The sequence below is a fragment of the Acinetobacter sp. L-24 genome (assembly GCF_056857555.1).
On sequence record NZ_JBSXNI010000043.1, the window covers coordinates 112,438 to 138,138 of the forward strand.

General features: G+C 42.1%; 19 protein-coding genes. 5 read left to right on the forward strand and 14 right to left on the reverse strand.

Features of this window, described 5'->3' with window-relative positions; genetic code table 11:
* Positions 1-324: 324 nt before the first annotated feature.
* Complete coding sequence (locus AC13CK_RS10870; protein ID WP_044111639.1) at positions 325-1,944, reverse strand: inorganic phosphate transporter; 1,620 nt, start codon at positions 1,942-1,944, stop codon at positions 325-327.
* 536 nt (positions 1,945-2,480) lie between these two features.
* On the opposite strand from AC13CK_RS10870, the gene metH reads away from it, so the two are divergent.
* Positions 2,481-6,167: a methionine synthase gene (gene metH, locus AC13CK_RS10875; protein WP_425879688.1), complete on the forward strand. Its 3,687-nt coding sequence runs from the start codon at positions 2,481-2,483 to the stop codon at positions 6,165-6,167.
* Positions 6,168-6,359: 192 nt separating this feature from the next.
* Here metH and AC13CK_RS10880 read toward each other — a convergent pair whose 3' ends face one another.
* Both AC13CK_RS10880 and AC13CK_RS10885 read right to left on the reverse strand, forming a co-directional pair.
* On the reverse strand, positions 6,360-7,613 hold the full coding sequence (locus AC13CK_RS10880) for an RES domain-containing protein (protein ID WP_370981897.1): 1,254 nt from the start codon (positions 7,611-7,613) through the stop codon (positions 6,360-6,362).
* 158 nt (positions 7,614-7,771) lie between these two features.
* Complete coding sequence (locus tag AC13CK_RS10885) at positions 7,772-8,146, reverse strand: endonuclease domain-containing protein (protein ID WP_425879685.1); 375 nt, start codon at positions 8,144-8,146, stop codon at positions 7,772-7,774.
* A gap of 284 nt (positions 8,147-8,430) precedes the next feature.
* Between AC13CK_RS10885 and dhaK the strand changes: the two genes are divergently transcribed.
* Entirely contained in the window at positions 8,431-10,161 is a 1,731-nt protein-coding gene (dhaK, locus tag AC13CK_RS10890; RefSeq protein WP_425879683.1) for a dihydroxyacetone kinase subunit DhaK, read from the forward strand.
* Positions 10,162-10,282: 121 nt separating this feature from the next.
* Here the strand turns inward: dhaK and AC13CK_RS10895 are convergent, their stop codons facing one another.
* Positions 10,283-11,557 carry a glutaminase gene (locus AC13CK_RS10895; protein WP_482831194.1) on the reverse strand — a complete coding sequence of 425 codons (1,275 nt, stop codon included), beginning with the start codon at positions 11,555-11,557 and terminating at the stop codon, positions 10,283-10,285.
* A gap of 343 nt (positions 11,558-11,900) precedes the next feature.
* Between AC13CK_RS10895 and AC13CK_RS10900 the strand changes: the two genes are divergently transcribed.
* Complete coding sequence (locus tag AC13CK_RS10900) at positions 11,901-13,007, forward strand: GGDEF domain-containing protein (protein ID WP_195726078.1); 1,107 nt, start codon at positions 11,901-11,903, stop codon at positions 13,005-13,007.
* 22 nt (positions 13,008-13,029) lie between these two features.
* On the opposite strand, the gene AC13CK_RS10905 is transcribed toward AC13CK_RS10900, so the two are convergent.
* Positions 13,030-13,836 carry an SDR family oxidoreductase gene (locus tag AC13CK_RS10905; RefSeq protein WP_425879681.1) on the reverse strand — a complete coding sequence of 269 codons (807 nt, stop codon included), beginning with the start codon at positions 13,834-13,836 and terminating at the stop codon, positions 13,030-13,032.
* 20 nt (positions 13,837-13,856) lie between these two features.
* Positions 13,857-14,528: a hypothetical protein gene (locus AC13CK_RS10910; protein ID WP_425879679.1), complete on the reverse strand. Its 672-nt coding sequence runs from the start codon at positions 14,526-14,528 to the stop codon at positions 13,857-13,859.
* A 175-nt stretch (positions 14,529-14,703) separates the two neighbouring features.
* Between AC13CK_RS10910 and AC13CK_RS10915 the strand changes: the two genes are divergently transcribed.
* Positions 14,704-17,598, forward strand: coding sequence for a valine--tRNA ligase (locus AC13CK_RS10915; RefSeq protein WP_425879677.1), 2,895 nt, complete (start codon positions 14,704-14,706; stop codon positions 17,596-17,598).
* 47 nt (positions 17,599-17,645) lie between these two features.
* Here AC13CK_RS10915 and AC13CK_RS10920 read toward each other — a convergent pair whose 3' ends face one another.
* The 5 genes from AC13CK_RS10920 to AC13CK_RS10940 all read right to left on the reverse strand — a co-directional run bounded on the left by AC13CK_RS10920 (position 17,646) and on the right by AC13CK_RS10940 (position 21,045).
* Positions 17,646-17,822: a hypothetical protein gene (locus AC13CK_RS10920; protein WP_155237102.1), complete on the reverse strand. Its 177-nt coding sequence runs from the start codon at positions 17,820-17,822 to the stop codon at positions 17,646-17,648.
* A gap of 101 nt (positions 17,823-17,923) precedes the next feature.
* A complete protein-coding gene (locus tag AC13CK_RS10925) occupies positions 17,924-18,316 on the reverse strand; it encodes a hypothetical protein (RefSeq protein ID WP_425879674.1) in 393 nt (130 codons plus the stop codon).
* A 220-nt stretch (positions 18,317-18,536) separates the two neighbouring features.
* Positions 18,537-18,911, reverse strand: coding sequence for an endonuclease domain-containing protein (locus AC13CK_RS10930; protein ID WP_425879672.1), 375 nt, complete (start codon positions 18,909-18,911; stop codon positions 18,537-18,539).
* Between the two features lie 260 nt (positions 18,912-19,171).
* Positions 19,172-20,215 carry a coiled-coil domain-containing protein gene (locus AC13CK_RS10935; RefSeq protein ID WP_004646241.1) on the reverse strand — a complete coding sequence of 348 codons (1,044 nt, stop codon included), beginning with the start codon at positions 20,213-20,215 and terminating at the stop codon, positions 19,172-19,174.
* A 143-nt stretch (positions 20,216-20,358) separates the two neighbouring features.
* Complete coding sequence (locus AC13CK_RS10940; RefSeq protein ID WP_425879784.1) at positions 20,359-21,045, reverse strand: carbonic anhydrase; 687 nt, start codon at positions 21,043-21,045, stop codon at positions 20,359-20,361.
* Positions 21,046-21,528: 483 nt separating this feature from the next.
* Between AC13CK_RS10940 and AC13CK_RS10945 the strand changes: the two genes are divergently transcribed.
* Positions 21,529-22,206 (forward strand): DUF421 domain-containing protein, encoded by a 678-nt coding sequence (locus AC13CK_RS10945; RefSeq protein WP_004279384.1) that lies wholly within the window; start codon positions 21,529-21,531, stop codon positions 22,204-22,206.
* Here the strand turns inward: AC13CK_RS10945 and AC13CK_RS10950 are convergent.
* From AC13CK_RS10950 to AC13CK_RS10960, 3 genes are all read right to left on the reverse strand, one after another.
* Entirely contained in the window at positions 22,203-22,904 is a 702-nt protein-coding gene (locus AC13CK_RS10950) for an HAD family hydrolase (RefSeq protein WP_425879669.1), read from the reverse strand. The two genes, AC13CK_RS10945 and AC13CK_RS10950, sit on opposite strands and share 4 nt — an antisense overlap.
* A 147-nt stretch (positions 22,905-23,051) precedes the next feature.
* Positions 23,052-24,200 (reverse strand): porin, encoded by a 1,149-nt coding sequence (locus AC13CK_RS10955; protein WP_312584714.1) that lies wholly within the window; start codon positions 24,198-24,200, stop codon positions 23,052-23,054.
* Between the two features lie 136 nt (positions 24,201-24,336).
* Positions 24,337-25,575, reverse strand: coding sequence for an MFS transporter (locus AC13CK_RS10960; RefSeq protein WP_425879666.1), 1,239 nt, complete (start codon positions 25,573-25,575; stop codon positions 24,337-24,339).
* Positions 25,576-25,701: the final 126 nt, after the last annotated feature.

Here is a 25,701-nt window from a genome sequence, read left to right on the forward strand (position 1 = left end):
ACTTTAATTGAAAATGGGCGTTCCCTCTCCTTCTAGGAGAGGGTTAGGGAGAGGTTAATTTAGGCTTTCAATCATTCAAATTCTTATGAATGTGCTTTGGGCAGATTTAAGTTGATCTATTTTATAGCTTCTTTTTTTCTTTACTTTTGAAAGATCAAAAGTAACAAAAATCTTTTGTTAAGCTGATGATATGTCCCTATATCACAGCCTAACGGCGACATCCCTGTCGCCTTAATCGTAATTTAGATTCCTCTTTTACATCCTTAATTTTTCTTCCACCCATAAAAAAAGCTGCTCTAGAGCAGCTTTTTTTGTCTAAATAACTTAGAACACTTTTAACAGCACCCAGTACAAACCACCTGACAGACAGATCGTTGCTGGTAAAGTAAAGATCCAGGCAGACAGAATAGTTTTCACCATCTGGAAGTTCAGACCTGACTTGTTCGCCACCATGGTACCTGCTACTGCAGAGTTCAATACATGGGTGGTTGATACCGGCATACCAAAGCCATCTGCCGCTGCAATAGTTGACATTGCCACAAGTTCGGCAGACATACCCTGACCATAAGTCATATGCTGTTTACCAATACGCTCACCAACCGTCACGACAATACGCTTCCAGCCGACCATCGTACCCAGACCAAGTGCCAAGGCTGTCGCCACTTTCACCCAGGTCGGAATGTATTGCAGGAATGAATCCAGATTGTCGCGGTATTCATCTACTGTTTTTTCCTGTGCAGCACTCATTGCCGGTAAAGCTTCTGCTTTATCCAGACGTTTAAATGCTGTAGTGCTCAGGTACATGTCATTACGGAATTCAGATACTTGAGCTTCAGGAACATCCTTAATGCTGGTATAGCTACCAACTTTTTCACCCAGATGATCCGTCAAGCTTGCCAATGCAGGCACGACTTCAGGGGTAATTTCCTTGGTCTGAATGTACTTGGTGATCACATCACGGGCTTGTTCATCCGGAATGTCCTGATGATTTGGATAGATCACATCCGCTGTTTGTGCAGATAACTGACCAAAAGACTGAATATGTTGTGCATCCAGATTCTTGTTCAGCGAGTACGCTAAAGGTACACAGCCGATCAGGATCAGCATGATCAGGCCCATACCTTTTTGACCGTCATTTGAACCATGGGCAAAGCTCACCCCAGTACAGGTAAAGATCAGCATGGCACGAATCAATGGTGGCGGTGGCTTGTTACCTTCAGGTGGCTGGAACAATTCCAGTTGACGCTTGAAGATTTTTTTCACCAGCAGGAACACAATCGCAGCAAATGCAAAACCGATTAAAGGCGAGAATAACAGCGCCTTACCGACTTTCATCACCTGCTCCATGTCTATACCTGAAGCGCCAGTACCGGCATTCAGAATATAGTTCATGATGCCCACACCCAGAATCGAACCGATCAGGGTATGTGAACTGGATGCCGGAATACCGAGGAACCAGGTTCCCAGATTCCAGAGAATTGCCGCGATCAGCATGGCAAAAACCATGGCAAAACCTGCTCCGGAGCCGACATTCATGATCAGCTCGACTGGCAATAACGCAATAATGCCGTAAGCGACCGCACCACTGGCGACCATAACCCCAAGGAAGTTACAGAAGCCGGCCCACATCACTGCGACAGGAGCTGAAAGTGCATTGGTATAAATGACTGTGGCCACAGCATTGGCGGTATCGTGAAAGCCATTGACGAACTCAAAGCTCAACGCAATAAAAAGTGCCGTCGCTAACAAAATAACTGAATACAAGCCCAAGGCCGGTACATGCGCTAAATCTGCAGACAACTGGAAGCCGATATAAATCAGCGTAGTGATAATAAGAGTCAGGAACACCGGCATAAAGAATTTCGGTGTTGGCACATGAACATTGGTCGACTTTTGGGAAGCCGACCCGTGTGCTGAATCTACGGGAGTTTGATTAGGATTCATGCAAGCAGGAATAGAGGATTCAAGAATCCCCATATTGTTCAGTTAAATTGTGACAATTATATGACAAACTGCTGTCATATGAAGCAATTATTTGGATTTTCTTGCTGCTATTCGTCCTGTTTAATTCCGACTAAAACACTAGATTTTGATTTTATAAATCAATTACTTAAGATAAGATTCCAGCTTATTTAAGCTTAGCAACCGCACATATTTTGCTACCAAAACGATTCAAACCCTGCCTGTCATCAAGCTGAGCAAAAGTTTCATTTGCACAGCATAAGCCATCAATATGACAATTTCATGAATGAAAGCATCAGCTTAATTTTTTGATTTTGTTTACTGCCTGAAAGGCATCGAATCAGATGTGAGATTGCAATATTTTCTGATCCGGATGTTAAAACTTGTTGTTTTTCTAGATGACTTATCAAATTTTCATATCATGCTTATCCATCATTCTGAGCAATCTCAGCAGAAATCAGCCAACTAATCTGCTAAGATTAGCGTCGTTTTTTTTGATTTCTGCTGAGAAAGTTTGAATGTCTACACTTACCACTTTAAAAGAACTTCTTGCCAAAAGAATTTTAATTATCGATGGTGCGATGGGTACCATGATCCAGCGCCATAAACTGGAAGAAGCCGATTATCGTGGTGAGCGTTTTGCTGACTGGGCCTATGATCTCAAAGGCAATAATGATTTGCTGGTACTGACTCAGCCACAGATCATCCAAGGTATTCATGAAGCTTACTTAGAAGCTGGCGCCGACATTATTGAAACCAACACCTTTAACGGTACCCGCGTTTCAATGTCGGATTACCACATGGAAGATCTGGTTCCTGAAATTAACCGTGAAGCTGCGCGTCTGGCCAAAGAAGCCTGTGCCAAATATTCAACGCCTGAAAAACCACGCTTTGTAGCCGGTGTGATTGGTCCGACATCGCGTACCACTTCTATTTCTCCAAACGTGAATGATCCGGCGTTCCGTAACATCACTTTTGATGCACTCAAAGTTGACTATATTGAATCGACCAAGGCCTTGATCGAAGGTGGTGCAGACATCATCCTGATCGAAACTGTGTTCGATACTTTAAATGCCAAAGCTGCCATCTTTGCAGTAAAAGAAGTCTTTAAAGAATTAGGCTATGAACTGCCAATCATGATTTCAGGTACGATTACTGATGCATCAGGTCGTACTTTAACCGGTCAAACCGCTGAAGCCTTCTGGAACTCCATGCGTCATGCAGAGCCGTTATCTATCGGCTTTAACTGTGCCCTAGGTGCAGATGCGATGCGTCCACACGTGAAAACCGTGTCTGACGTTGCCGATACCTTTGTTTCAGCGCATCCAAACGCTGGCTTGCCAAATGCCTTCGGTGGTTATGATGAAACGCCGGAAGAAACTGCGGCCTTCATTAAAGAATTTGCTGAAAGTGGCTTAATTAATATTACCGGTGGTTGCTGTGGCACTACGCCGGATCATATCCGTGCGATTGCAAATGCTGTTGCAGGCATTACCCCTCGTCAAATTCCTGAAATTGAACCGGCTTGTCGTTTAAGCGGTTTAGAGCCATTTAACATCACCAAAGATTCACTGTTCGTGAACGTCGGTGAACGTACCAACGTCACCGGTTCGAAAAAATTCCTGCGTCTGATTCGTGAAGAAAACTTCGCCGAAGCGCTTGATGTTGCCCGTCAACAGGTTGAAGCTGGTGCACAGATCATCGACATCAACATGGATGAAGGCATGCTCGATTCGCAAGGTGCGATGGTGCATTTCCTGAATCTGATTGCTTCTGAGCCGGATATTTCACGCGTACCCATCATGCTGGATTCTTCTAAATGGGAGATTATCGAAGCGGGCCTGAAATGCGTGCAAGGTAAAGCCGTGGTGAACTCAATTTCCTTAAAAGAAGGTCATGACGAATTTGTCGAACGTGCCCGCCTCTGTCGTCAATATGGTGCAGCGGTCATCGTAATGGCATTTGATGAAGATGGTCAGGCCGATACTGCTGCGCGCAAAAAAGAAATCTGTAAGCGTTCTTATGACGTTTTAGTCAATGAAGTGGGCTTCCCGTCTGAAGATATTATCTTTGACCCGAACGTCTTTGCGATTGCGACCGGTATTGAAGAACACAACAACTATGGTGTGGACTTTATTGAAGCGACTGGCTGGATTAAACAGAACCTGCCAAATGCGATGATTTCTGGTGGTGTATCGAACGTATCGTTCTCATTCCGTGGTAACGAACCGGTACGTGAAGCAATTCACTCGGTGTTCCTGTATCATGCCATTCAGCAAGGCATGACCATGGGGATTGTAAATGCCGGTCAGATGGCAATTTACGATGACATCGATAAAGAGTTGAAAGAAGCCGTTGAAGATGTTGTTCTAAACCAGAACCAGGGTGAAAGTGGTCAGGAAGCGACCGAAAAACTGCTTGCTGTTGCGGAAAAATACCGTGGTCAAAGTGGTACGCAAAAAGCCGAAGAAAATCTTGAGTGGCGTAATGAGTCTGTTGAAAAACGTCTAGAATATGCATTGGTAAAAGGCATCACCACTTATATTGATCAAGATACTGAAGAAGCACGTTTAAACTCTACACGCCCACTCGATGTGATCGAAGGTCCTTTGATGGCGGGTATGAACGTGGTCGGAGATCTGTTCGGTGCCGGTAAAATGTTCTTACCGCAAGTAGTGAAATCTGCACGCGTGATGAAACAGGCTGTGGCGTGGTTGAACCCGTTCATTGAAGCCGAGAAAACTCAAGCCGAAGCAAAAGGTAAAATCCTGCTGGCTACGGTGAAAGGCGACGTACACGATATCGGCAAAAATATCGTGGGTGTGGTATTAGGCTGTAATGGTTATGACATCGTGGATCTGGGCGTGATGGTGCCATGCGAGAAGATTCTGCAAACTGCGATTGATGAAAAAGTTGATATCATCGGTTTGTCTGGTCTAATCACGCCGTCATTAGATGAAATGGTGTTTGTTGCCAAAGAAATGCAGCGAAAAGGCTTTAACATTCCATTAATGATTGGTGGTGCGACGACTTCTAAAGCACATACCGCAGTGAAAATCTCACCGCAATATCATAATGATGGCGTGTACTACACGGCTGATGCTTCTCGTGCGGTGGGTGTTACAACGCAATTACTTTCTGCCGAGATGAAACCAAAACTGGCAGCAGACTATGCCGCGGATTATGAAAAAATTCGTACCCGTCTTGCTAACAAGCAACCGAAAGCGGCGAAATTGTCTTATCAAGAGTCAGTTGAAAACGGCTTCAAGATCGACTTCGACAAGAATGCACCGGTTAAACCAAACTTCATCGGATCTGAAACTTTCACAAATTATCCGCTTGAAACTTTGGTGGAATATTTTGACTGGACGCCGTTCTTTATTTCATGGAGCCTGGCAGGTAAATTCCCGAAAATCCTTGAAGATGAAGTGGTGGGTGAAGCTGCACGTGACTTGTATGAACAAGCTCAAGCAATGCTGAAAGACATCATCGAGAATAAACGCTTTGATGCGCGTGCAACGTTCAGCATTTACCCTGCAAACCGTGTAGCCGCAGATACAGTTGCGGTTGCTGATGAATCAGGTAAGGTGACACACAACTTCGAGCACTTACGTCAGCAATCTGACAAAGTCACTGGCAAAGCAAACTACTCTCTGGCTGACTTTATTGCGCCAAAAGATGTAGCTCAGGATTACTTGGGTGGCTTTGCCGTGTCGATCTTTGGTGCGGAAGAATTATCTCAAGAATACAAAGCCAAAGGCGATGACTATAACGCAATTATGGTTCAGGCCTTGGGTGACCGTTTTGCCGAAGCATTTGCAGAGCACTTACACGAGCGTATTCGTAAAGAGTTCTGGGGCTACCAAGCAGATGAAGTTTTATCAAATGATGATTTGATCAAAGAGAAGTATGTCGGTATTCGTCCTGCACCGGGCTACCCTGCTTGTCCTGAGCATTCGGAAAAAGCGCCATTGTTTGACTGGTTAGGTACGACCGACAAAATTGGTACGTACTTAACGACAAGTTTTGCAATGTGGCCACCTTCATCAGTCAGCGGTTTCTATTATGCAAACCCTGAAACTGAATACTTTAACGTGGGTAAAATCTCTGGCGATCAGTTGGAAGATTATGCGAAGCGTAAAGGTTGGATGTTGGATGAAGCGAAACGTTGGTTGGCACCGAATTTGGATGATTCTGTGGTGTAATCCCCCTCGCCCCCCTTTTTCAAAGGGGAAAGAGTCCATTCGTATCGAATATAAAAAATCCCCTCAATTGAGGGGATTTTTTGTTTGTAATCTTTTAATCTCCCCTACCCCCTCTTTGAAAAAGAGGGGGATTTCACGGATCAAACTGATTACGTGAAAGCTCCTCCCTTTTTAAAGGGAGGTTGAGAGGGATTAAATCCAGTCTGTTGATTCTCTCATTCTTGGATGAGATATATATTCAATTTCAGTTGTAATTACTATTGATTTGACTTGTGAAATACTTAGACCATATATTGCATTTGTATTCCATGAGAAATAAATTCTATTGTTTCCTGTTGAAAAAGAACTATCGATTCCTTCACTAGTAACTTCAGGAAATAGAATAATATTATCAGCAGTAGGTAATTGTACTGACTTTAAATAAATTCCATGAATCTGAGTACCAAATTTAACTCTTAGATATTCAAAAAAGTATTGGCTTATTAAATAATCAAATTTTCCACTTTCAAGCTTTGGTTTAGACACACTTGCTATTAATTTTTTAAAAAAAATATAGATATCCAATTTTTCCAAATAATTTTCATCTAAATGATGAGGATATAATCCCTTTGCTAATTTATTCAGATTTAATAATTGTAGTTCTACTCTATTAGAAAATTGAGCAATACCAACATATTGCCCAACCAAAGCTCTAATTTCAGCTACACATGCCATTTTATCTGTAGACAAATAAAGAGCTGAAATTCCAAAAGGTGTCATTCTTTGATCACTAGCCAAGAATGACGGTACTAATCCAAATTTATCTCGAATATTTTTTGCAATATCTTCATTTGCTTTTTCAAATTCAAATGTCAGATTATTTTCATTAATTTCTTTCAATAATGCATTACTACTATCGAAACTTCTTCCACGATATAAAATGGTATTCGGTGTAATAATGCTTAAAAGTGAATGTTGGATTTTATTATTATCTAGCAAGTATTCAAAAGTATGATCCAAGAATTCCTTTAGTCTTGGATTAAAAAACCTAAATTCATGTTTAAAACTTTTCTGGATTTTTTCCCACTCACGCTCTTTATGACAACCATCATATTCCTCTAAAGAATCATCATAAAGTACTAATAACTCATCACCAAATATATCATCTGCATCTTCAGCTAATTTTTCTGTTAGTTCCTCATTTAACTCCAACCATTCAATTAAATTATAAAAATTGCTCACACCCTCCTCATCATGTGCTTCATAAAACCAACCTGCTCTATCTGGCAAATCCCTCAAAAATTTATAATTAGTAGATATAACCTGAAATAATTTATTTTTAAAGATTTCATAATCCAAATGCTCAGTTTCGCTTTGACACTCTGTACAAAACTGAATTTCAAAATTTTCTTTATTGTATGTATAAGGTGGTAACTTTTTGTCAATACAACTTTTACAAATCAACATTTATAAATCCAAATATTCTTATTAAAAATTAGCATACTATAAACTAAAATCACTTTGATTTCTTAACACTCCCTCCCCGCCTTTTAAAGAGAGAGGGACAACATGAATCAATAACTGCTATAAAATTCGAGGGAAGTCCCCCTTTGCAAAAGGGGGATTTAGGGGGATTCGTTTGAAAGCTCATTCACACAACGTTGATAAATCACTTCCACCACATCATCCAACTGCCCCATCACCTGCCCATTATCAAATCTCAAAACACGTAGACTCAAATGTGCCAAAGCTTCATCTCGGACTCGATCCGCTTCTAAGCCTTCATTTGTAAAGTGCTGACTGCCATCGCACTCAATAACAAAATTGGCAGCAGGACAGTAAAAATCTACGATGTAATTCAAAATTGGCTTTTGCCGATAAAACTGCAAACCTAAAATTTGCTTGTTCCGCAGCCGTGACCATAACAGCTTTTCAGCATCCGTCATGTTGTTGCGTAAATCCCGCGAAGCTTGTTTTAATTTTTTATTGTAGGGTTTCATTTTTTATTCTACTAATTTGTTTTCATAAATCCCTCCTAACCTCCCTTTTGCAAAGGGAGGAACAACACGAATCCAAAAACCATCATCAAATTCGCGTGAAGTCCCTCTTTCTCAAAGAGGGATTTAGGGAGATTCATTTATATAGATTTTATAGATCAAAGTTAGTCTACTGTCCATTCTTCCCCCAACCCACCCGTTTTTACATATTTTAGTCAGACAAACCCGCCACAATTCCGCATACTTAACAAAAATTTACCTCTCCCATTTAACCCATTGGTGCAACAATGAAAAAACTCATCAACAACCCTGAAAATCTGGTTGTCGAAATGTGCAAAGGCTTTGTCCTTGCTCACCCTGAACTGACATTTACCGAATCGCATAAAATCATTTCACGTAAACAAAAACACAATAACGTGGCACTGATTAGTGGCGGTGGTAGTGGTCACGAACCTGCACATGCGGGCTTTATCGGTACAGGCATGTTAGACGCGGCTGTATGTGGTGACGTGTTTGCATCACCTTCTCAAATTCAGGTCTACAAAGCCCTGCAACATGTGGCAACAGACAAAGGCGTTTTGATGATCATCAAAAACTATTCTGGCGATATGATGAATTTCCAGAATGGTGCAGCACTTGCTCAGGAAGATGGCATTAAAGTCGATTATGTAAAAGTGGCGGATGATATTGCCGTTAAAGACAGCCTCTATACGGTTGGTCGTCGTGGTGTTGCTGGTACCATCTTCGTGCATAAAATTGCCGGTGCTGCTGCCTCTAAAGGTTATGAACTTGCTCGCGTGAAAGAGCTGGCTCAAAAAACAGCAGATAACGTGATTAGCCTTGGTTTTGCCTTTACCTCTTGTACCGTTCCTGCCAAAGGCACACCCACCTTCACCTTGGCGAATGATGAAATGGAATACGGCGTCGGCATCCACGGTGAACCCGGCATTCGTCGTGAAAAAATCCTGCCATCGAAAGAAATGGCACAACGTATGGTCGATGACTTATTTCTTGACCGTCCTGACATGCAAGAAGTTGCGTTGTTGGTGAATGGCTTTGGTTCAACACCAATGCAAGAACTGTATGTATTTAACAATGATGTATGCGAACATCTGGCACGTAAAGGCATCAAGATTTACCGTACATTTGTTGGCAACTACATGACCAGTATCGACATGAATGGTGCATCGGTCTCATTACTTGCTGTGGATGATGAACTGAAAACCTATCTGGATGCGGAAGCCAATACCCCTGCCTTAAAGCTTGATGGCTCACCTGCACTACCATTTGAATTTGCAGCACAAGATGCAGCAGCAAAACAAACCGCCAATACCGAAGTTGAAACCCAAGCAGAACATGCTGAAATTCAGAACGAGCAATTCACGATTGAAAACATGCGTTATGTGGTCGATGTGATGGCGGCCTGCATCATCAAAAACGAAGTGCCATTCTGCGAGCTGGATGCCCATGCAGGTGACGGCGATTTTGGTATGAGCGTCGCCAAAGGCTTTAAACAACTGAAACGCGAATGGCAAAGCCTGATTCAAGCGCAGCACATGGATGAATTCCTGCTGAATAGTTCCATGATTATTATGGAACATTGTGGCGGTGCGTCAGGGCCAATTTGGGGTTCTGCTTTCCGTTCAGCCAGCAAAGCCATTCAAGGTAAACAAATCCTAAGCGTGGCAGATTTTGCCGAGATGCTGCAAGCAGCAGTGAAAGGTATTCAAGTGACAGGTGAGCGTTCATTTGGTCGTGGTGCTGTGGTCGGTGACAAAACCCTGATTGATGCTTTGGTTCCTTGCGCAGACTCTTGGTCAGCCAATACCGACAAGAGGTTTAAAGAAAACTTTGTCTTAGGTGCAGAGGCCGCAGTAAAAGGTGCAGAATCCACCAAAGAGATCGTGGCGCGTATGGGCCGTGCTGGTACAGTCGGTGATCGTAGCTTAAGCTATCCGGACGCAGGCGCACACGGCTTAGGCGTGATCTTTACGGACATTGCCGAGCATATTAAATAAGCTTTGCAATATTTAAAAAGAGCCTCGACACTGTTTGGGGCTTTTTTATCTTTCATTTCCTTTACTGAGCAAGTTTAAAAGCACAAATAATGAAAGGCATACTCATCTCTATAAGTATGGCTTAACTAAACTTCTCTAAATAGCGCTCTAACTCTTCTGTCACCACTACCCGCTTATTGCCTTTCACCTGTTCCTCACCCAATACGCCTTCTGAGTCAATGACCACCACTTTGTGTCCATTCGCTTGTAAACGTTTGACGCCTTCAAATAACATGCGTCCACCTACATCATGAATCAAAGTTAAATTAGTCAGGTCTATGACTATACGTGTTTTAGCGTCTGGCTCATCCTGCAAGATCCGCAGCAACATTTCCGATTCGGTAAATTGCAATACACCGCGCAGCTCATACACGATAATGTCATTGTTCTTACCTGCTGTATAACGACTTTGCAAAATGGTCTGTGCCGATGGCGTCCCTTCCATCAGATGCAAGCCCATGTCACGCGACAAACGCTCAAAAATATCTACCCCACGTACACTATGCCCATGCTCATCAATTTTAGGAGAAAAAACCACAATTCCCACCTGCCCAGGCAATACCCCGATAATTCCACCCGACACACCACTTTTGGCAGGAATGCCCACCGTAGTCAGCCAGTCACCCGCCGCATCATACATGCCACAGGTCATCATCACGCTGAGCACTTGGCGCACTACATCACGCTCTAACAACTGTTTGCCAGTTTTGGCCTGAACACCACCATTAGCGAGCACACTACAGATATTTGCCAGATCTTTGACCGTCACCTTAATCGCACATTGCTTGATATATCCATTGACGATTTCCACAGGATCCGAATCAAGCACACCTACAGTACGCAGCATATAGCCAATCGACAGGTTCCGGAATGCAGTTTTGACTTCCGACTTATACACCTGCTTGTCGAATTCCAGTTGACGTCCTGCCAGCTCACTTAAAAAACGGCGTAAGCATTCCGCACGTGAAATGCCTTTTTGTACCGGAATCAAAGAATGCGTGGTAATCGCACCCGAGTTAATCATTGGATTTTTAGGAAGATTGGTTTCTTTATCTAGCGAAATCTGATTAAAAGCCTCTCCTGAAGGTTCAACGCCGACCTTTTCCAGTACTGCTGGAATTCCCAAATGCTGCAATGCCAAGGCATAGGCAAAAGGCTTGGACATCGACTGCATGGTAAATTCGGTTTCATCATCTCCCGTGGAATAAATCGTGCCATCCACCGTGGTCAGCGCCAAAGCGAACTTGTTTGGATCTACCGCTGCCAGTTCAGGGATATAGTCAGCCAAAGCGCCCTGATCATTATCATGACAGACCGTTAATACATGCTGGAGATAATCGGGCACCGGGGTTTTCATTCAGATAGATCCTTTATATTTTCATCCTGTTTCCACCTTAAATTTTCAGGATAAAACTACAAGTCCAAATTGGTAGCATTTTATAAATACGTCCATCGATTTGGACTAAAACAAATGCCTTTTCAGCTCAATGATCATCAGGAGTAAGGGGCATTTTGATATTATTTTTTTGAGTTTTTATAAAATATCGAGCGGTTCAACAGGTCATTTCGATTAGTTTGATTATCCATTTTATTTATATTTTTCATCGCAATAAATGATATTATTCACCCACCTGCTCACATTATAATCTAACACGCTGATCCCGGATTTGAATTTTTACAGTCTACTCGTGCCCAGCATCATGTCGAGCCTGGGGATCATCACGCTGAGTATTTCCTATTATAAAGGCTTACCTAATTATTTAAGATCTTATGCTTATGCACTGATTCTGATTGGCGTAACGATATTACTCAATACCGTTTTATCTGCAGCAGTTTTAGTTGAAATCTCCAGTTTCATTGCTGCTCTTTACTTCTTGTCCTGTACCTTTCACAGCAAAGCCATTTATGAGCGTTTAAAAATCGACTATGTATGGCCAAACTATATTTACCTGATTGCCTTGGGTGCGTTTGGCATTTACTACTTTACCCAAGTGACTGCTGACCAGACTGCCCGTTTGCTGATTATTGGTAGCATTACTGCGGCAATTTATTTGCACCGCCCGATTGCCTTTATTCGGACGAGTACACGCTTACGTATCGACAGTTACCTGAAAATTTTTACCCTCGCGACCGCGTTCATCATCATGGGTCGTGCCTTGCTATTCTCTGTTTTACTTGAGGATCAGGGATTTGTCGCCCATTACGAACCGGCATGGGCATTTACGCAGCTGCTCCTGCTGCTGATTGATCTGATCTTTTTAGGTTTATTCATTGGCTGTGCAATTTTGGATCTGGTGCGAAAGTTGCAACGGGAGCGCCATCACGACCCGCTGACCGGATTATTAAACCGTCGTGGCTTTGAAGCCTATATTCAAAAAATAGATCCCAATCCCGCCTTACAGCATGCAGTTTTGATGGCAGATCTAGATCATTTCAAAGCCGTTAATGATCGTTATGGACATCAGGTCGGTGATCTGGTTTTACAACATATCAGTCAGATATTTAAAGCCAATATTCGGGACAAAGACCAAGTGTCACGTATTGGTGGTGAAGAGTTTCTGCTCGTCTTGCATGACATTCAAAAAGATGCCGCCTTTAAAATTGCTGAACGGATCCGGTTACAGCTTGAAGAAACCCCATTACATCATGAACAGCAGCATATTTACCTGACTATCAGTATCGGAGTCAGCTTCTTCAATCATCCTAATCAGATTAAAGAAGCCACTTTAGCGGCTGATCATGCCATGTATCAGGCCAAACAGATGGGCCGTAATCAGGTTCAATTCGCTCAAGAGAAAATTGCCTGAATTTGATAAAACTTTAAATCTCTTATTTCACCTTGGTCTTGCGAATCATTTTGTACAGCACCTTGGGGGAAATACGTGAAACTAGCACACCAAGTTTTTCTTTCTTTCCGCCAATCACGATATATTCTTCGCCGCACTGCAAGGCTTGTACTGTTTGACGGGCAAAATCTTCTGCCGACAGACCATTTTCAATCGCTTCATCCTGCTTGGCTTGTGGCTTGCCTTCCCCATTTAAAGCATTAAACGACACATTGGTTTGAACAAAGCCCGGGAATATCACTGAGACCTGAACGCCCTGATCAGCAACTTCAGCACGTAAACTATTGGCCCACATATGAATCGCTGCTTTGGCTGCTGAATAGGAGGCGCGATACTGGGTGCCAAGCAAACCTGCCACACTGGAAATAAACACGATACGACCTGATTTTTGTGCCAGAAAGGTCGGCAATACCATTTTGGTGAGAAATACCTGCGAGAAATAATCGACTTCCATAATAGCGCGTTCAGTCTGCATGGTGGTGTGCTGAATCAGGGCACGTTGACTGAGTCCTGCATTATTAATCAGCCAGTCAATCCGGCCTTTTTGTTGCAAAACCTGTTCATAGGCATGACGAACCTGGCTTTCATCTGTGATATCGGCAATAACTGAAATATGCTGATCCGGATTGGTGAGACTTTGGCGAACATTTTCCAGTTCTTCCTCTCGGCGTGCAGTCAGTACCACCTGTGCCCCAAGTGCAGCACATTGCTGGGCAATCGCCTTGCCAATCCCTGAAGATGCGCCGGTAATCCAGACCACTTTTCCATTTAAGTCTTCAACTTTCGCCATGAAATCCTGTTTCCCTTGTTTTAATGAATATGGTACGGCATTTCATCTTCCAGAAATACCAGCAAATGCTCAAAATAATAACTCATGGTATCGGCATCATAGATGCTACCGAGCTTGTCAAAACGTTTATAGCCTAACTGGGTGGTTAAATGAATCACCCCATTCAAGGTTTTATCGACCACGACATTAAATTTCAACATTTTTTTCGGTTCACGGATTAAATGCGTCACCCCTTGATCGACCACCTGAGTAAAGGCTTTTAAAGCGGGTGATACATATTGGTGATTACCATTTTTCATCTGGTCAATACAGCCGAGCAGTTCCATCACCAGCAATTTTTCTACCGGATAACGGACAAAAGCATCACCTTGATACTCATAGGTCATGCGATGCAAATAGTTCACCATAGGCATCAGCCGCTCATTGCCAAACAACGAAACCGACCACGGCATATATTTACGGGTGTTATGCATAATCTGCTGAATCACTTTTTCGGAATCACTGTCCGGTGAATTGGCCAGCTGCACCACCTGACCAAAAATCTGGTCAATAATTTCACAGGCCATATCGGCCAGATTTTCACCTAAGGGTCTGGCAAGACTGTCTCGCTCGCCGGCATTTAATCTGGAATGAAGATCTTTAAAGCGCTGATGGGTTTCGGGTTGAAGCTTCAGGGAAATGCTATAGCTCATCTTATTATCCTTTTTGATATGCTGCGATGAGTCGCGTTTTTTTATCGTTCTATCATACGATGAGTTGCTATACATGCCAATTGGCTAAAGTTTGCATTTGGTTAAGCTGCCGCACGCACTATTTTTTTTGCTACAATAGATGCAATTTTTCATTCACTTTTGATCTGTTTAGACTATGACTGACTCAGCGCAAAATATCGCGACAACCTACGATCCGACCGAGATCGAGAAAAAATGGTACCAAACTTGGGAAGAGCGTGGTTACTTTAAGCCGTCTGAAAAAGGCGAATCTTTCTGTATCATGATTCCGCCACCAAACGTCACTGGTAGCCTGCACATGGGTCATGGTTTCAACAATGCCATCATGGATGCCTTGACGCGTTTCAACCGTATGTCTGGTAAAAATACGCTTTGGCAACCGGGTACTGACCACGCAGGTATTGCAACGCAAATGGTGGTTGAGCGTCAGCTGGGTGCACAAGGGGTTAGCCGTCATGACCTGGGTCGTGAAAAGTTCATCGAAAAAGTCTGGGAATGGAAAGAACAGTCTGGCGGTAACATTACCCGTCAAATCCGTCGCTTAGGTTCTTCGGTTGACTGGTCACGTGAACGCTTCACGATGGATGATGGTTTATCAAACGCAGTAAAAGAAGTGTTTGTAAAACTTCACGAAGAAGGCCTGATCTACCGCGGCAAACGTCTGGTGAACTGGGATCCAAAACTGCAAACTGCCCTTTCTGACCTGGAAGTTGAGTCTGATAAAGAAGAAGCAGGTTCACTCTGGCACTTCAAATACTTCTTTGAAGACAAATCATTGCGCACGCATGATGGTAAAGATCACATCGTAGTAGCTACAACACGTCCTGAAACACTACTTGGTGATACAGCTGTTGCCGTTGCACTTGATGATGAACGTTATACGGATCTGGTGGGTAAAAACATCATCCTGCCAATCACTGGTCGTGCGGTTCCAATCGTTAAAGACGAATATGTCGATAAAGAATTCGGTACAGGCTGTGTGAAAATCACCCCTGCGCATGACTTCAATGACTATGAAGTAGGTAAACGTTGCGAATTGCCAATCATCAACATCTTCAACAAAAATGCTGAAGTTCTTGCTGAGTTTGAATACATCGCGAAAGCGGGCGAACAAATTTCTAAAACCATCCCTGCACCTGCGGACTACATTGGTTTAGAACGTTTTGAAGCACGTAAAAAACTGGTTGAACAAGCAGAAGCTGAAGGCTGGTTAGACCAAATCCAACCTTATACATTGAAACCCCCTCGCGGTGACCGTTCAGGCGTGATCGTTGAGCCGTTATTAACAGACCAATGGTATGTAAAAATCGCGCCTCTTGCGAAACCTGCCATTGAAGCGGTTCAAGACGGTCGTATCAAGTTCGTACCTGAGCAGTACAGCAACATGTACATGGCGTGGATGAACAACATCCAAGACTGGTGTATCTCGCGTCAATTATGGTGGGGTCACCGTATCCCTGCTTGGTACGATGCGGAAGGCAGTGTTTATGTTGGTCGTGACGAAGCTGAAGTTCGGGCGAAAAACAATATTCCTGCCGATGTTCAATTGAACCAAGACGAAGACGTACTGGATACATGGTTCTCTTCAGGTCTCTGGACATTCTCAACCTTAGGTTGGACTGGCGACGAAGCAAAAGACAAAGAAAACTACTTCCTGAATACCTTCCACCCGACAGAGGTACTGGTAACCGGTTTTGACATCATCTTCTTCTGGGTTGCCCGCATGATCATGCTGACCATGCACTTCATGAAGAATGAAGATGGTACGCCTCAAGTGCCGTTCAAGACTGTGTACGTTCACGGTCTGGTACGTGATGGCGAAGGTCAGAAGATGTCTAAATCGAAGGGTAACGTGCTTGACCCATTAGACTTGATTGATGGTGTGGATCTTGAAACTTTAGTACAAAAACGTACCACAGGTTTGATGAACCCGAAACAGGCAGCGAAGATTGAAAAATCAACCCGTAAAGAATTCCCTGAAGGAATTCAGTCTTACGGTACCGATGCAGTTCGTTTCACCTTCTGTGCGCTTGCCAATACTGGTCGTGACATCAAGTTCGACATGAAACGTGTTGAAGGCTACCGTAACTTTGCCAACAAAATCTGGAACGCAACGCGTTTCGTGATGATGAATGTCGAAGGTCAAACGATTGGTTCAGAAGCACGTCAAGACCTTTGGGAGTTGCCTGAACAATGGATCGTAAGCCGTCTGCAAAAAGCGGAACAAGCGGTGCAAACAGCATTTGCAACCTACCGTTTAGACCTAGCTGCGCAAGCGATTTATGAATTCATCTGGAATGAATACTGTGACTGGTATGTTGAGTTAACCAAACCGGTTCTGAACGATGAAAATGTGTCTGAAGAGCGTAAAGCTGAAGTACGTCGTGTTCTTCTTTCGGTAATGGAAGCGTCTTTACGTTTAGCTCATCCGTTAATGCCGTACTTGACTGAAGAAATCTGGCAAACACTTGCGCCGAAACTTGGCATCACTGGCGAAACTATTATGTTGGCGCCGTACCCTGTTGCTGAGCAAGCATTGATGAATGACCAGGCTGAAGCAGACATGCAATGGCTGCAAGGTTTGATTGGTGCGGTACGTAACATCCGTGGTGAGATGGGTCTAGGTAATGCTCGTTTGTTGCCTGTTCTTTTGCAAAATACGACTGAAGCTGAAAAAGCACAGATCACACGTATTGAAGCATTGTTCAAAGCATTGGCAAAAGTTGAAAGCATTACTTTCCTTGCTGATGGCGAACAACCACCATTGTCTTCTTCATCTGTCGTTGGTCACGTGTCTGTATACGTTCCAATGAAGGGTTTAATTGACCCGAAAGCGGAATTGGGTCGTCTTCAAAAAGACTTAGACAAGGTTCAAAAGCAACATGACCAAATTGCAACTAAGCTCTCTAACGAAGGTTTTGTGGCAAAAGCACCTGCAGCTGTGGTTGAAGGTGAGAAAGTGAAACTTGCTGAGTTTGCTGATCAGTTAGCGAAGATTAAAGCGAATATGGAGCAAATTGCAGCGCTTTAAGGCTGTAGTTTGATTCAAAAAAATCCCCTCTTAGTGAGGGGATTTTTTTAATTCCAATATGTTTGGATAATTTCTTTTATCCAATTAAATAGCGGAACTATTAATATTACTAACACCTGCTGCCAATATCGCAAACTTTCTGGTTGCTCATTAATAATGATAATTGGCTGAGATTTAACAACCTTAGTTCTTTTTTTAGCTTTTGACTTTTTACGTCTAGCCATAAATTCTTTACCTTCTAAATAGAATTTTGGACTACACGTCTGAGTTTTTTAATGATATGCCCCAAACGTGTAAATAAATACAGTTTGGTCATAGGAGTTACTCAAGCAGAGATAGAAAGATTTTTTTGAATTGAAAAATTACGAGTGGTTATAAAAATAATTGGTAAAGCTACTAATAGAATAATTTTAAAGAATGTTTGTAAACTTACCGATTCATTACCCTTTAAGGATTTTGAAAAAAATTTAGAAACTTCTCTATTGATATAGTGATAAAGGAAAGTATCTAAATCAACGAGAATGCCTATTTTTGATAATAGATTGTGATACATCTTTTGGAAATGGGCAAATATAGTTCTTTCACGCTCAGTATTACCTAGACGTGATAAAACACCTGCTAATATATCTAATGCGAGTTTTAACTTACTATTTCTACTGGGCAACGAGGAACTACTATTACTACCATCCTCAAAATCATCCCAACTCAATATCGACATATTTATACCTTTTTATTCTAAGTTTTAATCATATAAATCCATTAATGTAATGTCAAATTAAAAACACTATATATAGATAATTTAATAATTAAAAACACTATATATAGTAAAAGATCAATTACCCTCACCCCAGCCCTCTCCCCGAGGGAGAGGGAGTGTCATTGGATTTAATGCCTGCATGAATTTAGTAATGAATATTCCCTCTCCTTTTAGGAGAGGGTTAGGGAGAGGTCTGCTTTAATTCAGTACATACTTGCCATAAATGCTCTAAAATCACATCCGTCCTTCCTAAAACATCATGATTCCAATACCGTACAACAGTTAAACCCACAGCCTCTAAAAACTTGGTTCGTTCAACATCGTATTCAATCGCATCATCTGTTCCATGCTGACCGCCATCCAGCTCAATGACTAAACCAATTTCATGACAGTAAAAATCCAAAATGTATGGTGCAATCACGTGCTGACGACGGAATTTCAGATTCATAAAACGTTTGGCACGAAGCAGTTGCCACATCAAGTTTTCAGCATCGGTGGTGGTGTGGCGCATGGATTTGGCAAATTGTAATAGTTGGGGATCGAATTTTTTATTCATAGGCTTATGTTTTTATTATTTTCTTTAGATTATCAAATTTTATAACCTCTCCCTAGCCCTCTCCTAAAAGGAGAGGGAACGTTCATTATTAAATTAATTGATGGCATCTAATCAGTTACGACTCCCTCTCCCTCTGGGAGAGGTGAATCTTAAAATAGCTCTCACCCTTGCGCACTCAGAATATATTCTGAGGATGCTCATCTCCTAACAGGAGAGGGAATTTTCATTATTACATCTAGAGTTATTATACGAATAAGAGATTAAAGCATCCCATGCCTTAAAAACATCTCCAAGCCACTTACCTTTTTGATATACATCAGGCGTTCTTTTTCTACTTTAATCTGCTGTTTGATGGCTGAAGTATCTTCATCGATTTGCTTATACAGGTCAGCAATCTGAACTTTGCCTTTCGCCTTTTTTACTGCAATTCTGGTTTTTTGTGACCAGACTAATCTATGTATCAATACATCGATCTGATCTTGTAATTTCTGACTCTGTGCATCCAAAGCGAGTTGATAAAACTTGAGTTGCTCTGCACTTAAACCTTTTTGTGAAACATCCTGATCTTGTTCAATTTGTAGTTGCATTCTTAGTAACGTAAACAGGTCCTGCTCTGCATACGCCTCGTTGGCACGTTGCAATAATTCAGTTTTCTTGATTTTTTTGACATCATTCACTTCACGGTCAGGGTGAATGATGGCAGCAATTTTTAAATAAACGGTTTTCAATGACTGCTCTGCCATCGCTGCTGCCTGTTCCTGTTTTTCCTGCTGGCGTTTTAATCTGGCCTGCTCACGTGCCTGCTGAAAATGATCTGATTCCCATTCTTCAAATACTTCTACATCTGCAAGATCTGAGGGATGCTCATTCTTAAAAAATGTTTCCAGTTCATTTACTTTCTTTTGGCTTTTTCTGAATTGGGCATGTTCGGCACGTTGCTGATAGTAAGTGAAGATTTCATTCACTTTATGAGCTTGTTGCACCGACATTGCCTGAGAGTCTTTTAGATAATTTGCAAGGTATTGAATCTTTTCATCCAGCACCACCAGTTCTGCCTTGGAAAATGTGGTTTCCTGCAGGTGCTTCCAGAGCTGTTCCAGCTGCTTGAACAGTACGCCATGCAATTCATGGTAAACTGGCATGAAGGTTTTATGGGTATATTGCTGCAGATCTTCTTCAGCCTGTTGCCATTGGTGTAATTCCTGTTTCTGTTGCTCGATTTTATCAATCAGATGATCCAGCTTCTTCTGCTGTGGCGAAAGCGCTGTGAATGGCTGAATCATGGTTTTTAAGTCAAAGAGCATGGCAGGAGAAGGTCAAAGAAGAAATAATATCCATATTAAATCTTTCAGCTTTCGTCACAAAGTCCTTTTCAGTGTGCCCTTTCGAAATTTGTATCAGAATTAAAAAAAGCAGACCAAAGTCTGCTTTTTCGCTCTCATATTGATTATTCCAGCACTACACGGCCATTCAAGGACTGTACCGGACGGTTATTTGGATGCCCCATCAGTTTGGTAAATTCCGAAATCTGCTTGGCAGAAGCCTGCTGAATATCTTTCAGAATCAGCCAGCGTACGCCTTCCGAACACGGAGGTGTGGTCAGCGAGCCGCTAAAGCGATAATAATCCAGATTCTTAGGCAACATCTGATTCACCGCTTGTGGCGTTTTCAAAACCACTTTTTCACCCTGTTTTTTTGGTAGGCGACTCCACATGCGTTTGAGCATCTGACTTTCCTGTCCCTGTTCAAACATCATCCCCACCACAGCCAGCTCACCTTTGGCATTGGCATGGACAAAGTGGATTTCCAGTGGATAGCTTTTACCCTTGATCAGGTTTTCACTCGGGCTGTGCAAATGAAACTGCTTCAGTACAAAGGTATCGCCATCCAGCTGCAATTCACCACCTTGCGCAAAATCCACCTGAACGGTATGACCTTTATTTTCGATCGCATGAATCATGGTGTTATAGCTGAACTTGAGTGGTTCCAGTTCTGCTTTCACTGTTCGTTCAATATTGATTGGTGACTGGTTCAGACCATTACAGGCCGAATATTTCTGGCTCAAAGTCGACCATTGCTCAGGCTGAGTATAATCCCAATCCGCATCTGCCCAGACCGCTGTACTTAAACCCATAACCGTTAAAAGCGTGAATATTCTTTTCACAATACATCCCTTGTTGGAAGTCAAAATCACAATTTCTAATTTAAAAACAGTTTATTAAAGTAGTGTAATCACTCTATTTTTCAGGCCACAAACTACAGATTTTTATAAAGATGAAGTGATTTGCTTACAAATTTCTAAACACTCCTAATTATTCAAAACACATTATTCAGAATATATATTGATAAATTTCAAATGGATAATACTTTTATAGATTTAAAAATAGACAGTAGAGAATGTGATCTTCTTCAAATTTAATCTGCTGATTTTTTATGCATTATTTACATGAAATCTCTATCTTATTTTCAATAGATCAAATAGCTAGATTTTTAAGTTCAAGCTTCTTTTTTAAATAGAATCTACCTTTATTCATAAACTTACATAAACACAGCAGCAAATAAAATACTGATATTGCTAGACTCGAGCCAAAGAGCAAAATGAGGATAAAGAATTTAAATGGACTGGGCGACCATATTTATAAATGACACCACCTGGGAGTTTACCGCAGAAATTTTGCTGCGTTGTGCCCTGATGTACACGATGATTATCCTGTTTTTGCGTCTGACCGGAAAACGTGGGGTACGTCAACTTTCTATCTTCGAAGTCGCTATCATTTTGAGCTTGGGTTCGATTGCCGGCGACCCGATGTTTACTGAAGATATTCCCCTGATTCAGGCAGTTCTGGTGATGTCGGTGATTATTATCATGTACCGCCTGACCACCTGGCTCATGATGAAATATCAGTGGTTTGAAGACCTACTGGAAGGTAAACCGATTTATATCGTAGAAGATGGCGTGCTGGTCGTTGAAGAAATTAAAAAAGGTAAGATGTCACATGATGAATTCTTTGCCGAAATGCGCCAGCAAGGCGTAGAGCATCTGGGTCAGGTACGCACCGGTTTACTGGAAACTGACGGTAAGTTCAGTATCCTGTTCTTCAAATCGGATGAGGTTCGGCCTGGGCTGCCACTTTTCCCTAAAACCTGTTCTATAGTCCAACAGGTCAAGGCTGGGCAATTATATGCCTGCATTTACTGTGGACAGGTACAAACCCTTTCGCATGCCAACCAGCAATGTCCGCGCTGTGATTCTTCGCAATGGGCCGAAACGATTGACTGTTTAAGAATAACTTAAGCCTGATTCAGTAACTGCAAATGCGCAAAAATTTCCGGCAGTTGCTGAATTTTATATTGGATATGTTCAGCATCTGTATGAAAGCCTTGCATCCATAATGCATGCATTCCGGCCTCTGTAGCTCCTTGTACATCATTAATTGGATGGTCGCCAATATACAGGCACTGTGCAGGCTGCACACCTAGACGCTCTGCAGTGATCTGGAATATTTCTGGCTGTGGTTTGTTAAAGCCTACTAGTCCCGAACTGATGATCTCATCAAAATAAGGTTCAATACCCAAACCCCGAATCGTATTTAAACGGGTGTCATGTCCGCCATTGGATACAATTGCCAGTTGATAGCCTTGGGATTTTAACTGCTCTAGCACCTGCTTGGCATCGGGCATTTCTACGGCGAAACGGCCAAACTGGCTGAACCAGAATTGGGCCAGTTCATCTATGCTGGGAGGATTTAACCAGGATAGCTCCTGCAATAAGGCATAAGCAGCCGAAGCCCCGATACTGCCATGTGTCAACAATTCCTTTTTCGGATAACCGCCATTATCAATGCGCCTTACAATCTCGATAATTTTGTCAGACTCGACCTGTTTCAATGCTGGCGCATAATATTCTGCCAGATAACGGCTATAGGCTTGTGTCGTCAGATCACGATGGGTCAAGGTATTGTCGAGGTCAAATAAAACAGCTTGAATAGGCATAATTTTTAAAACGAAGTGCTGAAACTTTCAATCATGTTAACAGTCCAAAACTTGTTAGATCAGACATAAAATTGCTAAGTTTTGTTGTTTTAAGCATAAAAAAAGCGATGCTAAAGCATCGCCTTTTCTTAGAGTACAAAATCTAAATTAGAATTTGTATTCAACACCTGTACCTACGACTGGCTGATCCGTTTCATTTGAACCTTGTTCTAACATTAGGTAGCCCGCATAACCATATGCTTTCACCTGCTTGCTGAATGCATAGTCTGCACCAACTAGAATTTGTTGAGCTTCATAATCAGCTTTGGCAGTAGTAAATTCAGTTGTGCTTTGACTATATTGACCTTTTACTGTCCATGCTTTTGCTGTTGGCAAATTGTATTCAGCTCCAATTAACCAAGCTTGTTGATCATCAATAGCTCTGATTGATTCAAGCCAAGTTACTGAAGTGTCATTGTCAGCATTTGCTGTCTCTTCGACTTCTGAAACTTGATAAAGTGCCTTAAGTGCTAAACCATTATCTAAATTTACTCGGCCAATCGCACGGATCGTATTTGCAGCAGCAAATACACTACCTGCGGCTCCACCTGTTACTTCTGGAGCAGATGCATTCAAAATACCGCGACCAGCAAAATTTGATGGAATTGCTTTATCGTAACCAAGACCTAAAACAACTGCTTTGCTGTCATATACTACAGATGCTGACCATGCATCACCCAAGCCACGACCTGCAACTTTAGAACCGCCTTTAGACGAGCTAATACCACCAGCTTCACCCGTAGCTAATAGTGCAGTTGCTTTTAGTTTACCTTCACCGACTGCAAAGCCAGGAGCTTCATAGACGACAACATTATCGATACGGTTTTCACCGGTAAAGATACCTGCCATATCCGCTTTATTTGCAACATAGTTATTGAAAGTATCAACTACTGAAGAAAGCTGTTTTACAGGCGTATCGATTTTACCTAGTTTTACTGTACCTAACTTTTCATCTTTAAGACCGACTAAAAGATTACGCGGTACAAATGTATCTGTACTTCCACCATTGTCTACATAGAAGGTAAATTCAGCTTGATAAAGCCCACTTAAACGGTCAGTAAGTTTCTCCTCACCTTTTAAACCCAAGAATGAATTATTAGTATTCAGTTCAATAACATCGCGATCAGACACAGGTGAAGCATTGTCTTCAGGTAAATAATCAACTGTGGCATCAATCTCACCATAAAAAGTTGGTGCTGCAAAAGTTGTCCCCGCCAAAAGGCTGAATGCAATTGCTGTCGCTAACTTAGTTTTCATCAAAAAAATCCTTAATTTATTTTGTAACAAATAATACACACGGCGCTTATATTACAAAATTATTAAATTAATATTTATATATTCTATTTAGTACTTTAGGCTAACATTTAACCAAACAGTTGATTATTTAGAAATTTTATACTTTTTCTGCAACTTTCATCCATCGGAAAATTGGAATTAGACTGAAAATTGCCACGATCACGATCAGATTCAGATAATTTTGATAGCCTAAAGCATCTCCAAAAATGCCACTCAGGCTATAAAGTCCCCCACTCACCGTGGCCATCAGAGCAACCTGAAAGGTAAAATCTGTCCCTGCCAGATGCTTACGGCTGTATTGCATGACCAAGGTCAACATGACCACCAAAAGCATGGCTGAGACCATGTCTTCGGCCGCATTGATCAGATAAATGATCCAATTTTCTACTTTGTTTTGAGCTTCATACTGGGCAGCCAGCCAGGCGTAGCCCATTAAGCTTAATATTTTTAGAATTGAGAAAACGATCAAACTCGAGCTGCGAGACCAGTACTTCAGACACCAGCCCGCCAGTCCTGCTCCAATCAAGGCAGCCAAGGCTCCCAGCATGGTGATATAAAGGCCAATCTGGCTAAAGCTCAGTCCGAGATCTACCATTAAAGGTTTTAATAAAGGCCCGGATAAACCATCGGCGATTTTAAAGGTCAATAAAACCAGTAACCAGACAGCCAAGGTTGAATCCGACCAGAAGTATTGAAAATAGGTTTTTATATTGCTGAATGCAGGTCCTTTATCAGCTGGCGTGATAATTTTTGAATGCTGAGGTTCTCTAAAAAATAAAATGGGTAAAGTATTAAGAAAAACCAGCGCAGCCAGCAACAGAAAGGTACTTTGCCATTGCAGCAGATCCAGCAACCATAATATTGCCCCACCTCCGACAATAAATCCCAATCGTGAACCGATGACCTGAAAGGTATTGCCCCAATGCTGTTGCTCATGATTCAGAATGTTAACCGCCAATGCATCGGTGGCAATATCCTGCGTCGCACCAATACCATTCATCAACAAAAGTATGATAAAAAACAGCAGTAAATACAGCGGCTGATTCAAAGCCTGAATGGGTAGAAAAGAAAGTCCAATCAAGACAGCAACTGACAGCCATTGCAAGGGAATAATCCAGCTACGGTAATGACCTTGGGATTTCTTCCCATAACGATCGACCCAAGGTGCCCAGAATATTTTAATCGACCAAGGCAGCATTAACAGGCCAAAGCCTCCGATATGCGCCAGCGATACCCCTTCAGCTCGCAGAATGACCGGCAAGGCATGCGTCATAAATCCGACCGGAAGCCCCTGTGCCCAATATAGGGAAAACAGTAAAATATAGGTATTCCGCATATTTAGGCTAAGTCCTTAAGGTGAAAATGCATCACCAGCATTTAAGATGCTATACATTTTGCCAATGATCCGGATTTTACAACAGTCTAATATAATAAAAAATAAAGAAAAATTAGTTTCAGGAAG